At 66.9% G+C, this 17,099-nt stretch carries 13 protein-coding genes; 7 read left to right on the top strand and 6 right to left on the bottom strand.

Annotated features, from left to right (window positions below; all coding sequences use genetic code 11):
- Positions 1 to 623 precede the first annotated feature (623 nt).
- Together DIE23_RS07275 and DIE23_RS07280 are read left to right on the top strand one after the other, a co-directional pair.
- Complete coding sequence (locus tag DIE23_RS07275; protein WP_124611483.1) at positions 624 to 1,814, top strand: M20 aminoacylase family protein; 1,191 nt, start codon at positions 624 to 626, stop codon at positions 1,812 to 1,814.
- Between the two features lie 57 nt (positions 1,815 to 1,871).
- Positions 1,872 to 3,203, top strand: coding sequence for an MFS transporter (locus tag DIE23_RS07280; protein ID WP_124611484.1), 1,332 nt, complete (start codon positions 1,872 to 1,874; stop codon positions 3,201 to 3,203).
- 35 nt (positions 3,204 to 3,238) lie between these two features.
- On the opposite strand, the gene DIE23_RS07285 is transcribed toward DIE23_RS07280, so the two are convergent.
- Positions 3,239 to 4,159 (bottom strand): LysR family transcriptional regulator, encoded by a 921-nt coding sequence (locus DIE23_RS07285; protein ID WP_124611485.1) that lies wholly within the window; start codon positions 4,157 to 4,159, stop codon positions 3,239 to 3,241.
- Between the two features lie 136 nt (positions 4,160 to 4,295).
- On the opposite strand from DIE23_RS07285, the gene DIE23_RS07290 reads away from it, so the two are divergent.
- Together DIE23_RS07290 and DIE23_RS07295 are read left to right on the top strand one after the other, a co-directional pair.
- The gene (locus tag DIE23_RS07290; protein WP_124611486.1) at positions 4,296 to 5,078 is read left to right on the top strand and encodes a transporter substrate-binding domain-containing protein; all 783 of its coding nucleotides are present in this window, start codon (positions 4,296 to 4,298) and stop codon (positions 5,076 to 5,078) included.
- A gap of 45 nt (positions 5,079 to 5,123) precedes the next feature.
- The gene (locus DIE23_RS07295) at positions 5,124 to 6,239 is read left to right on the top strand and encodes a succinylglutamate desuccinylase/aspartoacylase family protein (RefSeq protein ID WP_124611487.1); all 1,116 of its coding nucleotides are present in this window, start codon (positions 5,124 to 5,126) and stop codon (positions 6,237 to 6,239) included.
- A 273-nt stretch (positions 6,240 to 6,512) separates the two neighbouring features.
- On the opposite strand, the gene DIE23_RS07300 is transcribed toward DIE23_RS07295, so the two are convergent.
- The gene (locus DIE23_RS07300; protein ID WP_185646400.1) at positions 6,513 to 7,301 is read right to left on the bottom strand and encodes an IclR family transcriptional regulator; all 789 of its coding nucleotides are present in this window, start codon (positions 7,299 to 7,301) and stop codon (positions 6,513 to 6,515) included.
- 227 nt (positions 7,302 to 7,528) lie between these two features.
- Between DIE23_RS07300 and pcaF the strand changes: the two genes are divergently transcribed.
- Positions 7,529 to 8,731 (top strand): 3-oxoadipyl-CoA thiolase, encoded by a 1,203-nt coding sequence (pcaF, locus tag DIE23_RS07305; protein ID WP_124611489.1) that lies wholly within the window; start codon positions 7,529 to 7,531, stop codon positions 8,729 to 8,731.
- A 101-nt stretch (positions 8,732 to 8,832) separates the two neighbouring features.
- Here the strand turns inward: pcaF and DIE23_RS07310 are convergent, their stop codons facing one another.
- Together DIE23_RS07310 and DIE23_RS07315 are read right to left on the bottom strand one after the other, a co-directional pair.
- Positions 8,833 to 9,333 carry a DUF523 domain-containing protein gene (locus DIE23_RS07310; protein ID WP_409364224.1) on the bottom strand — a complete coding sequence of 167 codons (501 nt, stop codon included), beginning with the start codon at positions 9,331 to 9,333 and terminating at the stop codon, positions 8,833 to 8,835.
- Between the two features lie 93 nt (positions 9,334 to 9,426).
- Positions 9,427 to 9,987, bottom strand: coding sequence for a GNAT family N-acetyltransferase (locus tag DIE23_RS07315; protein WP_124611491.1), 561 nt, complete (start codon positions 9,985 to 9,987; stop codon positions 9,427 to 9,429).
- Positions 9,988 to 10,524: 537 nt separating this feature from the next.
- Here DIE23_RS07315 and DIE23_RS07320 point away from each other — a divergent pair.
- Together DIE23_RS07320 and DIE23_RS07325 are read left to right on the top strand one after the other, a co-directional pair.
- The gene (locus tag DIE23_RS07320) at positions 10,525 to 12,069 is read left to right on the top strand and encodes a PAS domain-containing methyl-accepting chemotaxis protein (protein ID WP_124611492.1); all 1,545 of its coding nucleotides are present in this window, start codon (positions 10,525 to 10,527) and stop codon (positions 12,067 to 12,069) included.
- A 403-nt stretch (positions 12,070 to 12,472) separates the two neighbouring features.
- Positions 12,473 to 14,017, top strand: coding sequence for a PAS domain-containing methyl-accepting chemotaxis protein (locus tag DIE23_RS07325; RefSeq protein ID WP_124611493.1), 1,545 nt, complete (start codon positions 12,473 to 12,475; stop codon positions 14,015 to 14,017).
- A 116-nt stretch (positions 14,018 to 14,133) separates the two neighbouring features.
- Here DIE23_RS07325 and gabD read toward each other — a convergent pair whose 3' ends face one another.
- Together gabD and DIE23_RS07335 are read right to left on the bottom strand one after the other, a co-directional pair.
- Positions 14,134 to 15,603 (bottom strand): NADP-dependent succinate-semialdehyde dehydrogenase, encoded by a 1,470-nt coding sequence (gabD, locus tag DIE23_RS07330; RefSeq protein ID WP_124611494.1) that lies wholly within the window; start codon positions 15,601 to 15,603, stop codon positions 14,134 to 14,136.
- 99 nt (positions 15,604 to 15,702) lie between these two features.
- Complete coding sequence (locus DIE23_RS07335; RefSeq protein ID WP_124611495.1) at positions 15,703 to 16,986, bottom strand: 4-aminobutyrate--2-oxoglutarate transaminase; 1,284 nt, start codon at positions 16,984 to 16,986, stop codon at positions 15,703 to 15,705.
- Positions 16,987 to 17,099: the final 113 nt, after the last annotated feature.

The raw sequence follows: 17,099 nt of genomic DNA on the forward strand, positions 1-17,099 counted from the left end.
AGGTAGGCACTGCTACCACTTCGGGCGGATAGTAGGCGGGGTAGCCGAATGGATAGGGATAGCCGAAGGCAAAACCCGAGCCGATGAAGACCCTCGTGTGGAAATGATGGAAGCCGCGATGGCCCCAGCCGGTTCTGTCGTACCAGATCTGTAGGCCATACAGCCTCAGCGCGGCCAGCGTCTCGCGCACTTGTCGGCCATTGATCGGTGCGGAAGAACGCCAATCCGTCACCTCACCCTGCCTCGAGGCGCTTGGGGTTCTTGCGAAATACCTTCATCCGGGCACCCCGAATCGGCCATTGACGTGTGCGCGACTACGTGCGGTTCCTCCCGAGCGGGCTCCATATGCCACTTCCGATTGGATGCGAATACGCCTTATGCCGCGGGCGTTCCAGCGATGCTCCAGGTGACGATATCCACATCTGACCGAAGGTCGTATCCGCATCTAATCGAAAGCTACACGCCGTCGACCTTTACCCGTATTAACCCTGATTAATAAACCTTATCGCGGTGAAAAATTCCGCATCTTATTGAACCGATTTCGGCTCGCTATAGTGGCTCGCTTTCCCGCACGCAACCATCCGCGTGCGGCTGACACGCTGACGATCAGCAGGAGCCGCTTGATGACCACCGACGTCCGATTCACCGAAATCGAGGATCTGATGCCCGCCGCCGGCGGGCTGCGCGAGATCCGCCACCACATTCACCACCACCCCGAACTCGCGTACGAGGAGCACGAGACGGCCGCGCTCGTCGCGGACAAGCTCGAGCAATGGGGCTGGCGGGTGACGCGCGGGGTCGGCAAGACAGGGGTCGTCGGCACGCTGCGGGTAGGTGACGGCAAGCGCAGCATCGGCATCCGCGCGGACATGGACGCGCTGCCGATCCTCGAGGCGACCGGCCTGCCGTATGCGAGCGGCACGCACGGCAAGATGCATGCATGCGGCCACGACGGCCACACGACGATGCTGCTCGGCGCGGCCCAGCACCTCGCGAAGACGCGCAACTTCTCCGGCACCGTGCACCTGTATTTCCAGCCGGCGGAAGAGCACGGCGTCGACAGCGGCGCGAAGAAGATGATCGACGATGGCCTGTTCGAGCGCTTTCCGTGCGATGCGGTGTTCGGCATGCACAACCATCCGGGCGCGGCGCCCGGCGTGTTCCTCACGCGGCGCGGCCCGTTCATGTCGGCCGGCGACAAGGCGATCATCTCGATCGAGGGCGTCGGCGGCCACGCGGCGCGGCCGCACCTGACGGTCGACCCGGTGGTCGTCGCGGCGAGCATCGTGATGGCGCTGCAGACGATCGTCGCGCGCAACGTCGATCCGTCGCAGCCGGCGGTCGTCACGGTGGGCTCGATGCACGCCGGCACCGCGAACAACGTGATCCCGAACGGCGCGCGCCTCGAACTCAGCGTGCGGTCGTTCAGCCCCGACGTGCGCGCGCTGCTCAAGCGCCGCATCGTCGAGCTCGCCGAGTCGCAGGCCGCGAGCTATGGTGCGACCGCGCACGTCGAGTACATCGAAGGCTATCCGGTCGTCGTCAATACGGATGCCGAAACGGATTTCGCCGCGCAGGTCGCGCGCGAGCTGGTCGGCGACGCGCACGTCGTCGAGCAGGCCGACCTGCTGATGGGCAGCGAGGATTTCGCGTTCATGCTGCAGCAGCGGCCCGGCTCGTTCGTGCGGCTCGGCAACGGCGAAGGCGAGGACGGCTGCATGGTGCACAACCCGAAGTACGACTTCAACGATCGCAACCTGCCGATCGGCGCGGCGTTCTGGACGCGTCTCGTGGAGCGCTACCTCGGGCAATAACCCCCCGCAGCGGCGCGCGGCCGGCGCTTCCGGCCGTATTGAGAGGAGATACGAACGATGCAGAAAGACCATCTCGCGCTGCACCCCGCGTCGACGGAGGTCGCCGAAACCGATACGCGCGGCGTGCCGGCCGTCACCAAGCGCGGCGCGATCGCGGCGGCCGTGATCGGCAACTGGCTGGAGTTCTTCGACTTCACCGTGTACGGCTTCTTCGCGGTGCTGATCGGCAAGCTGTTCTTCCCGTCGAGCGACCCGACCACGTCGCTGCTGCTGTCGGTGGCGACGTTCGCCGCCGGCTTCTTCACGCGGCCGCTCGGCAGCGTCGTGCTCGGCGTCTACGCGGACCGCAAGGGCCGCAAGGCCGCGCTGAACCTGACGATCATGCTGATGGCGCTCGGCACCGGCCTGATCGCGATCGCGCCGACCTACGCGCAGGCCGGCGTGGCCGCGCCGATCCTGGTCGTCTGCGCGCGGCTGATGCAGGGGTTCTCGCAGGGCGGCGAGTTCGGCGCGGCGACGTCCACGCTGATCGAGCAGGGCGGCACGTCGCACCGTGCGTTCCGCGCGAGCTGGCAGCTCGCGACGCAGGGCGGCGCGGCGCTGATGGGCTCGGGCTTCGCGGCGCTGCTGTCGAACACGCTGACGAAGGACGCGCTCGAGGGCTGGGGCTGGCGCCTGCCGTTCCTCGTGGGCGTGCTGATCGCGCCGGTCGGCATGTTCCTGCGCCGCCGGCTCGCGGACGATGCGCCCGGCGACAGCCATCACGGCATCGAACGCGGCGTGCTGCGCGAGCTGTTCTCGCGGCACACGCGCACGGTGCTGCTGTTGATGCTGACGGTGATGGGCGGCACGGTGTCGACCTATATCCTGACCTTCTACATGCCGACCTATGCGATCCATACGCTTGGCCTGCCGATGAAGCTGTCGATGTTCGTCGGTGTCGCGTCGGGCTGCGTGATGCTGGTGACGTGTCCGCTGTTCGGCTGGCTGTCGGACCGACTCGGCAGCCGGCGCATGCCGATCTTCGTCGGGCGCGGCGTGCTCGTGCTGCTGCTGTTCCCGGCGTTCTGGCTGATGAACCATCATCCGACGCTGTCGGTGATCCTGCCGCTGACCGCGCTGATGCTGCTGTTCTATTCGCTTGGATCGGCATCGGAAATGGCGCTGATGTGCGAATCGCTGCCGCGCCATGTGCGTGCGACCGGCATCTCGATCGCCTATGCGCTCGCGGTGACGATTTTCGGCGGCACCGCGCAGCTGATCGCGACCTGGCTCGTGAAGACGACCGGCAGCAAGCTCGCGCCGGCCGGCTACGTGGCCGCGTGCGTCGTGCTGTCGCTGATCGCGGTCGCGATGCTGCGCGAGACGGCGCGCGAGTCGATGGACTGACGTGCCGCGCCGCGGCGCGGTGATCCGTGCCTGGATTACCGCCCGCGCACGGTCCTCAGATACGACGCGAGCATCGTCGCCAGTTCCTGCGCGGCCGGCGTCAACGGCACGGCCGCGCGCTGCAGCAGGCAGACGTCCTGCGATTCCGCCTGCTCGCGCACCGGCACCTTCGCGAGCGCGCCCGCGAACGGCCCGTGCCGCGTCACGGCTTCGGATTCGAGCGCGAGACAATCGGTCTGCGTGACGAGCTGCAGCGTCTCGAACATCCCTTCGACGGTCGCGATGATCTTCGGCGCCGGCTGGCCGTGCGCGTCGAAATACGCGAGCAGCCGGTTGACGACCGGATCGGCGCTCAGGTTCGGCGAGCGCGTCGACACCCACGCGTAGTCGGCCAGCTCGGCAAGCGATTGCGCATGCTGCCGCGGATGGCCGCCGCGGCACACGACCACCGGCGCCGACGCATGCAGCGGCGTGACCGCGAGATCGGTCGTGTCGGTCTGCTTCGCGACGAGCGCGATCGCGAAATCCACCGCGTTTTCGCGCAGCCAGCCGATCATCATCCGCGACGTGCCGGTGCGCAGGTGCACGTCGACCTTCGGGAAGCGTGCGCGGAACGCGGTCAGCACCGGTGCGAACGCATCGATCAGCGGTTCGGTCACGAGGCCCAGCGTGACAGTGCCTTCGTACGCGCCGCTCAGCTGGCGGATCTCGTGCTCGACCTGCTCGCATTCGCCGAGGATCGCCCCCGAGCGTGCGAGCAGCCGCTGGCCGACGGCCGTCGGCACGATCCCGCGATTGGTGCGCGTGAACAGCGTCGCGCCGAGCGTCGCCTCGAGGCTCTGCAACTGCTGGGTCACGCCGCTCTGTGCGAGATCGAGCGCGCGTGCGGCGGCGCGCAGGCTACCGTGTTCGACGACGGCCTGGAAGATGCGAAGCTGGGACAGCGTGAACGCCATGGTCGAGCGCGAGGCCGGTGATCGGAAATACTGATCATGATAAGACAGCGGGCAATTCCGGCGGCGACGCGCGCGCACTACGATCGCAGGCAGTCCGGCCCATGCCGTTTGTCCCTCTTCCCGCCTTTCGTCGACCATGAAACGCTTCCGCCGCTTCTTCGTTACGCTGGTTTCCCTGTGCATCGGCTTCGCGGCGACGTCCGCGCACGCGCTCGACGCGCACGTGGTGCGCCTCGGCATCGATCCAACCTATCCGCCGATGGACGCGAAGGCGCCCGACGGCAGCCTGAAGGGCTTCGACGTCGACCTCGGCAACGAGATCTGCCGCCGTGCGCAACTGCGCTGCCAGTGGGTCGAGCTCGAATTCTCCGGGATGATTCCGGCGCTGCAGGCGCGCAAGATCGACGCGATCCTGTCGTCGATGGCGATCACCGAGAAGCGCGAGAAGCAGATCCTGTTCTCGTTGAAGCTGTTCCGCTTCAAGTCGCGGCTCGTCGCACGGCCCGAGCGCGGGCTTGGCAGCACGACCGCGTCGCTGGCCGGCAAGCGCGTCGGCGTGCAGTCGGGCACGCAGTTCGAATCGTGGGCGCTCGCGCACTGGGCGCCGGCCGGCGTCGGCGTGGTGCCGTACAAGAGCCAGGACGACGTGTTCGCCGATCTCGTCAACGGCCGGCTCGACGCCGCGCTGCTCGGCACGGTGGAAGCCGACTACGGCTTCCTGCGCCAGCCGAAGGGCAAGGGCTTCGCGTTCGTCGGCGCGCCGCTCGACCTGGGCGATCGCGGCGTCGGCATCGGGATGCGCCAGTCGGACACGGCGCTCAAGGCGTCGATCGACGGCGCGATCGCGTCGATGCTGAAGGACGGCACGTACGACCGCATCGCGAAGCAGTACTTCGATTTCAACCCGTACGGCGACTGAGCCGCGCGCCCCGTTCTTCCCCGCATTTTTCATTCGAGACCATCGATGCAGATTCGCACCACGCCGCTCCTGTCGCCGTCGATCGGCACGCAGCGCACGCTGACGAGCTTCCATTTCGGGCCGCCCGACGCCGGCCGCAAGATCTACCTGCAGGCCGCGCTGCACGCGGACGAGACGCCCGCGATGCTCGCCGCCGTCGCGCTCAAGCAGCGGCTCGCGCAACTCGACGCGGACGGCCGGCTCGCAGCCGAGGTCGTGCTGGTGCCGGTCGCGAACCCGGTCGGGCTCAATCACCATCTGCTCGGGCAATTCATCGGGCGGTTCGATCTCGCGAGCGGACGCAATTTCAATCGCGGTTTCCTGCCGCTCGCGGATATCGCCGCGCGGGCGCGCGACCGGCTCGGCGCGGATCCCGAACGCAATCGCGCGATCGTGCGCGAATGCGTCGGCGCGGCGCTCGACGAGATCGCGCCGCGCACCGAGTTCGACGCGTTGCAGCTTGCCTTGCTGAAGCTGTCGCATGACGCCGACGTCGTGATCGACCTGCATTGCTCGCTCGAAGCCGTGATGCATCTGTACACGAGCGAGACCGCGTGGCCGCAGGTCGAGCCGCTCGCGCGCTATCTCGGCGCCGAGGTGTCGCTGCTCGCCGAGGATTCGGGCGGCCACGCGTTCGACGATGCGCATCACCTGCTGTGGACGCAGTTGCGGCAGTATCTGCCGGAACGCACGCCGATGGCGGCGGGCACGGTGGCCGTGACCGTCGAATGCCGCGGCCAGCGCGACGTGACGCACGAATACGCGGCGCGAGACGCCGATGCGCTCGTCGACTATCTGGTGTGGTGCGGCGCGGTGCGTGGCGAGCGCGCGCCGCTACCGCCGCTCGCCGCGCCGGCCACGCCGCTTGCGGGCAGCGAGCAGTTCCATGCGCCGGTGAGCGGGATTCTCGTGCACCGCGCGGCGATCGGCGCGACGATTCGCGCCGGCGATCCGCTGTTCGACATCGTCGATCCGCTGACCGACGCGATCACGACGGTGTCGAGCGGCACCGACGGCGTGTTCTACATGCGCCGCGCGATCCGCTTCGTGACGGCTGGCGCGCCGCTCGGCCGCGTGACGGGGACGGTTCCGGTGCGCAAGGGCATGCTGCTCGGCGCGTGAGCAGCGGGGACGGTGTCCGAGAGGCGCCGTGCAATTTCGTTCTCGTCAAATTGACCGGGCTTTGCCGCGTCACTAAATTAAGCGGTGCGGAGTTCGCTCCGCGTTCCGTGAGAAGGCGTTACAGCAGAGTCAGAGTTGAGCGGGCGGCCAGGTGCCGCCCGTCTTTTTATGCGTGAATCGTCGTGTCGCCGACACGACAATCGAAGCTGACGCCGCGGCGCTCCGGTTTGGGGGAACGCGCAGCCGCCGGCTGCTGATCCGCCGGCCTGCCCCTCATCCGCGCCGTGCCACCAGTTCCGACACCGTCTGCGCGGCCTGCTGCAGCGGCCCGAGAAACTCCTTCACCATCTGCTTCGCGGTGTGCCGTTGCGCGTTGCCGCTGATGTTCATCGCGGCGATCACCTGCCCGCGCCGGTTGCGGATCGGCGCGGAGATCGACATCAAGCCCACTTCGAGTTCCTGGTCGACCACGGCCCAGCCTTGCCGGCGCACCTGCGCGATCGTCGCCTTCAGCTCGCCGATGTCGGTGATCGTGCGCGGCGTGTGTGCGCGGATGCCGCTTTGCGCGAGCGTTTCGTCGAGCGCCGCGTCGTCGAGCGCGGACAGCAGCACGCGGCCCATCGATGTGCAGTACGCGGGCAGGCGGCTGCCGATCGACAGGTTGATCGTCATGATCTTGTGGGTCGGCACGCGCAGCACGTAGACGATCTCGGTGCGGTCGAGCACGGCGGCCGAGCAGCTTTCGTGGATCTGCGCGGACAACTGCTCCATCACCGGATCGGCGAGATTCCAGAACGGCATCGACGTGAGATACGCGAAGCCGAGCTCGAGGATCTTCGGCGTGAGCCGGAACAGCCGGCCGTCGGCCTCGACGTAGCCGAGCGTCTGCAGCGTCAGCAGGATCCGGCGTGCGCCGGCGCGCGTGAGCCCGGTGGCCGAGGCGACCTCGGTGAGCGTCTGCTCCGGGCGCTGGGCGTCGAACGCGCGGATCACGGCGAGGCCGCGCGCGAACGACTGCACATAGGAGTCGCCCGGTTTCGTCTGGATGTCTTCGGTTGTCATGAACGGTCGGATTGTCGTGCAGCCGAGAAGATAGCGCATGGGGCCTGACACGCCAACCGCACCGCGGACCGGGCGCTTGACAGGTCGTCCCCGCACTCCCTATGATGCGTTGAACGTTCGATACACGATCTTATGTTCGTATATAGAACATTTAAGCGCATCCCGGCGGGCAATGCAAGGGGCGCGTTTCAATCACTTCCCAGCCTTGCATGAGACCGGAGACACTGATGACCGAAGCTTTTCTGTGTGATGCGATTCGTACCCCGATCGGCCGTTACGGCGGCGCGCTGTCCGGCGTGCGCGCCGACGACCTCGGCGCGGTGCCGCTCAAGGCGCTCGTCGAGCGCAACCGCGACGTCGACTGGACGGCGATCGACGACGTGATCTACGGCTGCGCGAACCAGGCCGGCGAGGACAACCGCAACGTCGCGCGCATGTCCGCGCTGCTCGCGGGCCTGCCGGAGGGCGTGCCGGGTTCGACGATCAACCGCCTGTGCGGTTCCGGGATGGACGCGGTCGGCGTGGCCGCGCGCGCGATCAAGTCGGGCGAGGCCGCGCTGATGGTGGCCGGTGGCGTCGAAAGCATGACGCGCGCGCCGTTCGTGATGGGCAAGGCCGCCAGCGCGTTCGCGCGCCAGGCCGACATCCACGATACGACGATCGGCTGGCGTTTCGTCAATCCGCTGATGAAACAGCTGCACGGCGTCGATTCGATGCCCGAGACGGCTGAAAACGTCGCGGTCGACTACAACATCAGCCGCGCCGACCAGGACCTGTTCGCGCTGCGCAGCCAGCAGAAGGCCGCGCGTGCGCAGCAGGACGGCACGCTCGCCGAGGAAATCGTCCCGGTGACGATTCCGCAGAAGAAAGGCGATCCGGTCGTCTTTTCGCGTGACGAGCATCCGCGCGAAACGTCGCTCGAGACGCTCGCGAAGCTGAAGGGCGTCGTGCGCCCCGATGGCTCGGTGACGGCCGGCAACGCGTCGGGCGTCAACGACGGCGCCGCCGCGCTGCTGCTCGCGAACGAGGCCACCGCGAAGCGCTTCGGCCTGACGCCGCGTGCGCGCGTGCTCGGCATCGCGACGGCCGGCGTCGCGCCGCGCGTGATGGGCATCGGCCCCGCGCCGGCCACGCAGAAGCTGCTCGCGCGGCTCGGGATGACGATCGACCAGTTCGACGTGATCGAGCTGAACGAAGCGTTCGCGTCGCAGGGTCTCGCGGTGCTGCGCATGCTCGGCGTCGCCGACGACGATCCTCGCGTGAACCCGAACGGCGGCGCGATCGCGCTCGGCCATCCGCTCGGCGCGTCGGGCGCGCGTCTCGTGACGACCGCGATGTACCAGCTGCATCGCACCAACGGCCGCTTCGCGCTGTGCACGATGTGCATCGGCGTCGGCCAGGGCATCGCGATCGCGATCGAGCGCGTCTGATCGCGTGATGCGGTGAAGCGCGCGGAATGCGCGCGGCTTCACCGTGTTCCCTTTCCAAACGATGTGGCCGGCACGAGAAGCTCTTCGTGCCGGCCACATCGTCATTCAGCCTGCGAATATTGCGCGAGGCGCGCGGCGAGCGTGTCGATCTCGGTGTCCGCGAACACCTCGACGCCATGCTGGCGCAGCAACGCCGCCGTCACACCGGCGCCGGCATGCCGCCGGCCCGTAAAACTCCCGTCGTAAATGAAGCTGCTTCCGCACGACGGACTCCCGTCCGCCAGGATCGCGAAGCGGCAGTCGTGCGCGCGTGCCAGCGCGAGCGCGGCCTGCGCGCCGTCGACGAACGGCGCCGTCACGTCGATTCCATGCACGTCGACGATGCGCGCGGCACCGGCCAGCACGCGTTGCCCCGATTCGCCGTCCGCGATTTCGGCGGGCGGACGCGGCACGCTCAATCCGCCTGCCAGCTCCGGACATACGGGCACCAGGCGCCCTTCGCGTTGCCATCGTGCGAGCGTGTCATGCACGGCGGTCTTCGCCGAGCCGTTGTAACGGACGGGGTGACCGAGCACGCACATGCTGACGAGGATCTTCGGCATGGCCGGCGGCTGCGGTGCGTTCTGCAATGTCGTTCTCCGTGCCGGCGATGTCGAGCGAGCGGAAATTGTACGCGCGGGTTGCGTTCGCGCGCGTCAGGCCGTCGGCGCTTCCAGATGAATGTCTTCCGGCTCGAGCGCGTACAACGCCGGGTCGGGCGACGCGCTGACGGCGAAGCCGACGCGCAGGTAGAAGTCGATCGTGCGGCGCGACGGCGTCGCGGACACGTAAAGCCGTTCGGCGCCCATCGCCCGAGCCTGCGCGCGGGCCGTGCGATAGAGATGCTCGCCGAGCCCGCAACCGCGCCAGTCCCGGCTCACGTGCAGGAACTTCAGTTGCAGCATGTCGCGTCGCGGGCCGAGCGGATCGTTGTCCACGATGACCGCCGCGACCAGCCGTGTGCCGTCGAACATGCCGAGACACCAGCCGCCGCGATCGTGGCAGTCGAGCAGGATCGGCGTGTAGTGTTCGGCTTCGCCGTCGGGCCAGCCGCGCACATCGTAGAAGTCGGGGACGAGCTGCAGCTCGCCGTCGCGCAGCGTGTAAAGATGATGGATGATCTCGCGCCGGTCGATGGTCCAGACGAGCGGCAGTTCGTCGCAGGTGAGCAGGCGTGCCGACAGTGCGTCGCGTTCGGTGGCGGCGCGGCGTGTCATGTGGTGGTCCGGTGTGTGGCGCATTGTGTGTGGCTGGATGTGTGCGGCCGCGTGCTGGCTACGTCGCCGCGTATGTTGCGCGTTTGCGGAACGCGCATCGCGTCGCGATTACGGAAAAGGGCGGCCTGATCGTGTTTATCGCCGTCATGCGCGGCCAGTGCCGGATTTCGGGGCAGTCGATTCAATTGGCGGCGGGTCCTTTTCATCGAGTTCGAATGCCGGTTGAATGGAGTTGGCCAGGCTGAATCGTCTCGCCGCGTGAAACGACTGTCTTGACTGATGCGTCGCCTGACACAATCTCGTCAAGCATCGGGCCGTATCCGCAAAGAGTCGGACATGATTATCGCGGGATTGCTTGATCGAAATCATGCCGATGACCGAAATCGATATTTTATGCGCTTCCGGATTAAGGTTTTTCCGGAGGTTGCCGACAGCAGGAACGAGACTGTCGTAAAGCGATAAACCGTTTTTCGGCTACTGAGCGTGATTTCCGCGCCGCGCGGATCCCACATCCGGATCCGCCTTTCGGAGCCCTGCATGCGCAACAACCAGCCTGTTACCCAACAAGAATTCGAATTTCCCGACGACGTCACGCTGATGTCGACCACCGATGCCGACAGCATCATCACGTACGCGAACACGACGTTCGCGTACGTGAGCGGCTTCTCGACCGACGAACTCGTCGGCCAGCCGCACAACGTCGTGCGGCACCCGGACATGCCGAAGGAGGCGTTCGCCGACATGTGGGCGACGCTGAGGAACGGCGAACCGTGGACCGCGCTCGTGAAGAACCGCCGCAAGAACGGCGATCACTACTGGGTGCGCGCGAACGCGGTGCCGGTGGTGCGCAACGGCGTGCCGCACGGCTACATGTCGGTGCGCACCAAGGCGCCGCGCGACGAGATCCCGGCCGCCGATGCACTGTATCGCGCGTTCCGCGAAGGCAACGCCGGCCAGCGCCGTTTCCACAAGGGATTGATCATCCGAACCGGGCTGCTGCGCATCGCGTCGCTGCCGCAGACGATGTCGGTGCGCGCGCGCGTTCATTCGGCGCTGTGCGCGCTGGTGCCGGCCGTCGTCGGCGCGGGGTGGGCGTGCGGGCTGACAGGCGGCGGGCTCGCGGCGTTTGCCGCCATGACGGCCGGCGTGTCGGTGGCCGCCGGCCTGTGGCTCGATGCGCAGATCGTGCGCCCGCTGAAACGGCTGCACGACCAGGCGCTGAACGTCGCGACCGGAGAAAGCCGCCGCGGCGTACGGATGAATCGCGTCGACGAGATCGGCATGACGCTGCGCACGATCAACCAGCTCGGGCTGATGTTCCGCTGGCTCGTCGACGACGTCAGCGAACAGGTGCACAACGTGCAGCGCGCGAGCAACGAGATCGCGCAGGGCAACAACGACCTGAGCGCACGCACCGAACAGGCCGCGTCGAGCGTGCAGGAAACCGCCGCGTCGATGGCCGAGATGACGGCCACGGTCGACAGCAATGCGGAGACCGCGCTGCAGGCGAACCGGCTCGCCGTGTCCGCGAGCGAAGCGGCCGAGCGCGGTGGGCAGGCGGTGAGCGAAGTCGTCACGACGATGAACGACATCACGGCGAGTTCGCGCAAGATTGCCGACATCATCGGCGTGATCGACGGGATCGCGTTCCAGACCAACATCCTCGCGCTGAACGCGGCGGTCGAAGCGGCGCGTGCGGGCGAACAGGGGCGCGGTTTCGCGGTGGTCGCCGGCGAGGTGCGGGCGCTCGCGCAGCGCAGCGCGAACGCGGCGAAGGAAATCAAGACGCTGATCGGCGCGAGCGTCGACCGGGTCGAGTCGGGCGCGCGACGGGTCGACGATGCCGGCAGGACGATGGAGGACATCGTCGCGCAGGTGAAGCGCGTGTCGGACCTGATCGCGGAGATCAGCTCGTCGACGGCCGAGCAGAGCACCGGGGTCGAGCAGGTCGACCAGGCGGTCGTGCATCTGGACAACATCACGCAGCAGAATGCCGCGCTGGTCGAGCAGAGCGCGGCGGCGTCGGAAAGCCTGAAGCAGCAGGCGACGCGGCTCGTCGATGCGGTGAATGTGTTTCGGTAATCGGCGGGGGCGCGCGTTTGCGCGTCCCGTCCCGTTGCTGCGAGGCGAGGCGGCGAAATCTCCGATTTCCGATTCGGTTCTAATGGATTAAACGAGAGGGATTCGCATTCATGATTCCGGTTTTATCCGCCAATCCCGTCGGAATGAATGCTTCGAATAATCAGGTAATCGAAGCTCGAGTATTGGATAAAACTGGATTCTTGATTCACATATAAACAAAATATTCGGCTGAATCAAGATGATGCAAAATTAATGCATATTTGCGCGACGTCGGCATAATGTTTTCGCCAAATCTGCCGAAAGCGCAGGAGTGTGATCGAACGCATGCGGGACGGCCGCGATGCGTACGGTCTCGATCCAATCCACAAGCGGGCGCAAGATCCGCAACCCGGAACTCCACACCATGCGCAATAACCAGCCTGTCACGCAACGCGAATTCGAATTTCCCGACGACGCGACGCTGATGTCGACCACCGACGCGGACAGTTACATCAAGTACGCGAATGCCGCGTTTATCCAGGTCAGCGGATTTTCTCCCGAGGAGATCGAAGGCCAGCCGCACAACGTCGTGCGGCATCCGGACATGCCGAAGGAGGCATTCGCCGATATGTGGGCGACGCTGAAGAACGGTGAACCGTGGACTGCGCTCGTGAAGAACCGCCGCAAGAACGGCGATCACTACTGGGTCCGTTCGAATACGGTGCCGGTGATGCGCAACGGGCAGCCGACGGGCTACATGTCGGTGCGCACGAAGGCGTCGCGCGACGAGATCGCGGCGGCCGACGCGCTGTACCGCGCGTTCCGCGAAGGCAAGGCCGGCAACCGCCGTTTTCACAAGGGGCTGATCGTCCGTACGGGGCTGATGCGTGTCGCGTCGCTGTTCCAGACGATGTCGGTGCGCGCGCGCGTTCATTCGACGCTGTGCGTGCTGGTGCCGGCCGTCGTCGGCGCGGGGTGGGCGTGCGGGCTGACAGGCGGTGGGCTCGCGGCGTTTGCCGCCGTGGCGGCCGGCGTGTCGGTGGCGGCCGGCCTGTGGCTCGATGCGCAGATCGTGCGTCCGCTGATTCAGTTACGTGACCAGGCGTTGCGCGTTGCCACCGACGAGAGCCGCACCGGCGTGGCAATGAACCGGGTCGACGAGATCGGCATGACGTTGCGCACGATCAACCAGCTCGGGCTGATGTTCCGCTGGCTCGTCGACGACGTCAGCGAACAGGTGCACAACGTGCAGCGCGCGAGCAACGAGATCGCGCAAGGCAACAACGACCTGAGCGCGCGGACCGAACAGGCGTCGACCAGCGTGCAGCAGACGGCTGCGTCGATGGCCGAGATGACGGCTACCGTGTCGAGCAATGCGGAGACGGCGCTGCAGGCGAACCAGTTGTCGGTTTCGGCGAGCGAGGCGGCCGAACGTGGCGGACAGGCGGTGAGCGAAGTCGTCACGACGATGAACGACATCACGGCGAGTTCGCGCAAGATTTCCGACATCATCGGCGTGATCGACGGGATCGCGTTCCAGACCAACATCCTCGCACTGAACGCGGCGGTCGAAGCGGCGCGCGCGGGCGATCAGGGTCGCGGTTTCGCGGTGGTCGCGGGCGAGGTGCGGGCGCTCGCGCAGCGCAGCGCGAATGCCGCGAAGGAAATCAAGACGCTGATCGGCGCAAGTGTCGACCGGGTCGAATCGGGCGCACGGATCGTCGACGGCGCGGGCAAGACGATGGAGGACATCGTCGCGCAGGTGAAGCGCGTGTCGGACCTGATCGCGGAGATCAGCTCGTCGACGGCCGAGCAGAGCACCGGGGTCGCGCAGGTCGACCAGGCGGTCGTGCATCTGGACAACATCACGCAGCAGAATGCCGCGCTGGTCGAGCAGAGCGCGGCGGCGTCGGAAAGCCTGAAGCAGCAGGCGACGCGGCTCGTGGATGCGGTGAATGTGTTTCGTTGAAGGCGGGGAGGGGAGGTGACGCGGGCACGGCGGAGAGGGGCACCGGCCCGCGTCGTGACCGCCCGGTTCCGGCCGGGCGGTCAGGGCCTGTCACTGAAGCGACGGGCCCCGAACCGTCAGACGGCGAGACAGAGGTACTTGATCACGACGTAGTCGTCGATGCCGTAGTGCGAGCCTTCGCGGCCGAGGCCCGACTGCTTGACGCCGCCGAACGGCGCGACTTCGTTCGAGATCAGGCCCGTGTTCACGCCGACCATCCCGTACTCGAGCGCCTCGGCAACCTTCCACACGCGGCCGATGTCGCGGCTGTAGAAGTACGCGGCGAGACCGAACTCGGTGTCGTTCGCGAGGCGGATCACCTCGTCGTCGCTGCTGAACTTGAACAGCGGCGCGAGCGGCCCGAACGTCTCTTCCTTCGCGACCTTCATCGCCGGCGTGACGCCGGTCAGCACGGTCGGCTCGAAGAAGCCGTGGCCGAGCGCGTGGCGCTTGCCGCCCGTCACGACGGTCGCGCCCTTCGCGAGCGCGTCCTCGATGTGCGCCTCGACCTTCAGCACGGCCGCTTCGTTGATCAGCGGACCCTGCGTGACGCCCGGCTCCGTGCCGCGGCCGACCTTCAGCTGGCCGACCGCCGCCGCGAGCTTCTGCGCGAACTGGTCGTAGACGGCTTCGTGCACGTAGAAGCGGTTCGTGCACACGCACGTCTGGCCGCTGTTGCGGTACTTCGATGCGATCGCGCCCTGCACGGCCGCATCGAGATCGGCGTCGTCGAACACGATGAACGGCGCGTTGCCGCCGAGTTCCAGCGACACCTTCTTGACCGTCGCCGCGCATTGCGACATCAGCAGGCGGCCGATCGGCGTCGAGCCGGTGAACGACAGCTTGCGCACGATCGGGTTCGACGTCAGTTCGCCGCCGATCGCCTTCGGGTCGCCCGTGACGACGCTGAACACGCCGGCCGGCACGCCCGCGCGCTCGGCCAGCACGGCCATCGCGAGTGCCGAGAACGGCGTGGCTTCAGCCGGCTTCACGACGATCGGGCAGCCTGCCGCGAGCGCCGGGCCGACCTTGCGGGTGATCATCGCCGCCGGGAAGTTCCACGGCGTGATCGCCGCGCACACGCCGATCGCTTCCTTCGTCACGACGATGCGCTTGTCGCTCGCCGGCGTCGGGATCGTGTCGCCGTACACGCGCTTGCCTTCCTCCGCGAACCACTCGAGGAACGACGCCGCGTAGCCGATCTCGCCCTTCGCCTCGGCCAGCGACTTGCCCTGCTCGGTGGTCAGGATCAGCGCGAGGTCGTCGGCGTTTTCCATCATCAGGTCGTGCCACTTGCGCAGGATCGCCGCGCGTTCCTTCGCGGTCTTCTTGCGCCACGCCGGCCATGCGGCGTTCGCGGCCTCGATCGCGTGACGCGTCTCGGCCGTGCCCATCGCCGGCACGGTGCCGAGCAGGCCGCCGGTTGCCGGGTTGCGGACTTCGAACGACTCGCCGTTCGCCGCGCCTTGCCATTCGCCGTTGACGTACGCCTGCTGGCGGAACAGCGACGGATCTTTCAGTGCCAGGGTTTCCTGAACGGTGCTCATATGAATCGCCTGCTTTGAAAAGGACGGGTAAGGACGGATGAAACGGCCGCCGCCGTCATGAAGACGGCGGCGGCGCATTCAGTTGAAGTGGACGGGAACTCAGGCCGGCACGCCGACCGTTTCCTTCAGCACTTCCTCGAGGATCACGAGCGCTTCGTCGAACACGGCCTGGGGAATCGTCAGCGGGAACAGGAAGCGCACGACGTTCGAGTACACGCCGCATACGAGCAGCAGCAGCCCGCGCTCGAGTGCACGCGTCTGCACGCGCTTCGTGAATTCCGCGTCCGGCTCGCCCGAACCCGGCTTCAGGAACTCGACCGCGATCATCGCGCCCGGGCCGCGCACGTCGGCGATCTGCGGCACGTCGGCCTGCAGCGAATTCAGCTTCGCCTTCAGCACGTCGCCGAGTTGCGTCGCGCGCTCGCACAGCTTCTCTTCGTCGATGATCTCGAGCACCGCGTGCGCCGACGCGACGGCCAGCGGGTTGCCCGCGTAGGTGCCGCCGAGGCCGCCGGGCGCCGCCGCGTCCATCACGTCCGCACGGCCGACGACGCCCGACAGCGGCATGCCGCCCGCGAGGCTCTTCGCCATCGTGATCAGGTCGGCCAGCACGTCGTAGTGCTGCATCGCGAACAGCTTGCCGGTACGCGCGAAGCCCGTCTGCACTTCGTCGGCGATCAGCAGGATGCCGTGCTCGTTACAGATCTTGCGCAGCGCGCGCACGAATTCGGCCGGCGCCGGGTTGAAGCCGCCTTCGCCCTGGACCGGTTCGAAGATGATCGCGGCGACGCGCTTCGGATCGATGTCGGCCTTGAACAGCATCTCGATCGCCTTGATCGAGTCGGCCGTCGTCACGCCGTGCAGCGCGTTCGGGTACGGAGCGTGGAACACGTCGCCCGGGAACGGGCCGAAGTTCAGCTTGTACGGGGCGACCTTGCCGGTCAGCGCCATGCCCATCATCGTGCGGCCGTGGAAGCCGCCCGAGAACGCGATGACGCCCGGACGGCCGGTCGCGGCGCGGGCGATCTTGATCGCGTTTTCGACGGCTTCGGCGCCGGTCGTGAAGAACGCGGTCTTCTTCGGGAAGTCGCCCGGCGCGCGTTCGTTGATCTTTTCCGCCAGCTCGACGTACGACGCGTACGGGACGATCTGGTACGCGGTGTGCGTGAAGTTGTTCAGCTGGTCCGCGATCGCCTTGACGATCTTCGGGTGGCGGTGGCCCGTGTTCAGCACCGCGATGCCGGCGGCGAAATCGATGAAGCGGCGGCCTTCGACATCCCACAGCTCCGCGTTCTCGGCGCGGGCTGCGTAGAAATCGCACATCACGCCGACGCCGCGCGGGGTGGCGGCGTTCTTGCGGGCCTGCAGGTCGGCATTCTTCACGGTCATCTCCTTGATGTTCTGTCCGGTGGGATAAAAATCGGCCGCATTGGCAGCCCATGGAGGCGACTATAATCACATTTGGCTCTGACAATCAGAGCCATTTCAATAAATAA

The organism is Burkholderia sp. Bp9143, from assembly GCF_003853645.1.
Classification (GTDB): domain Bacteria; phylum Pseudomonadota; class Gammaproteobacteria; order Burkholderiales; family Burkholderiaceae; genus Burkholderia.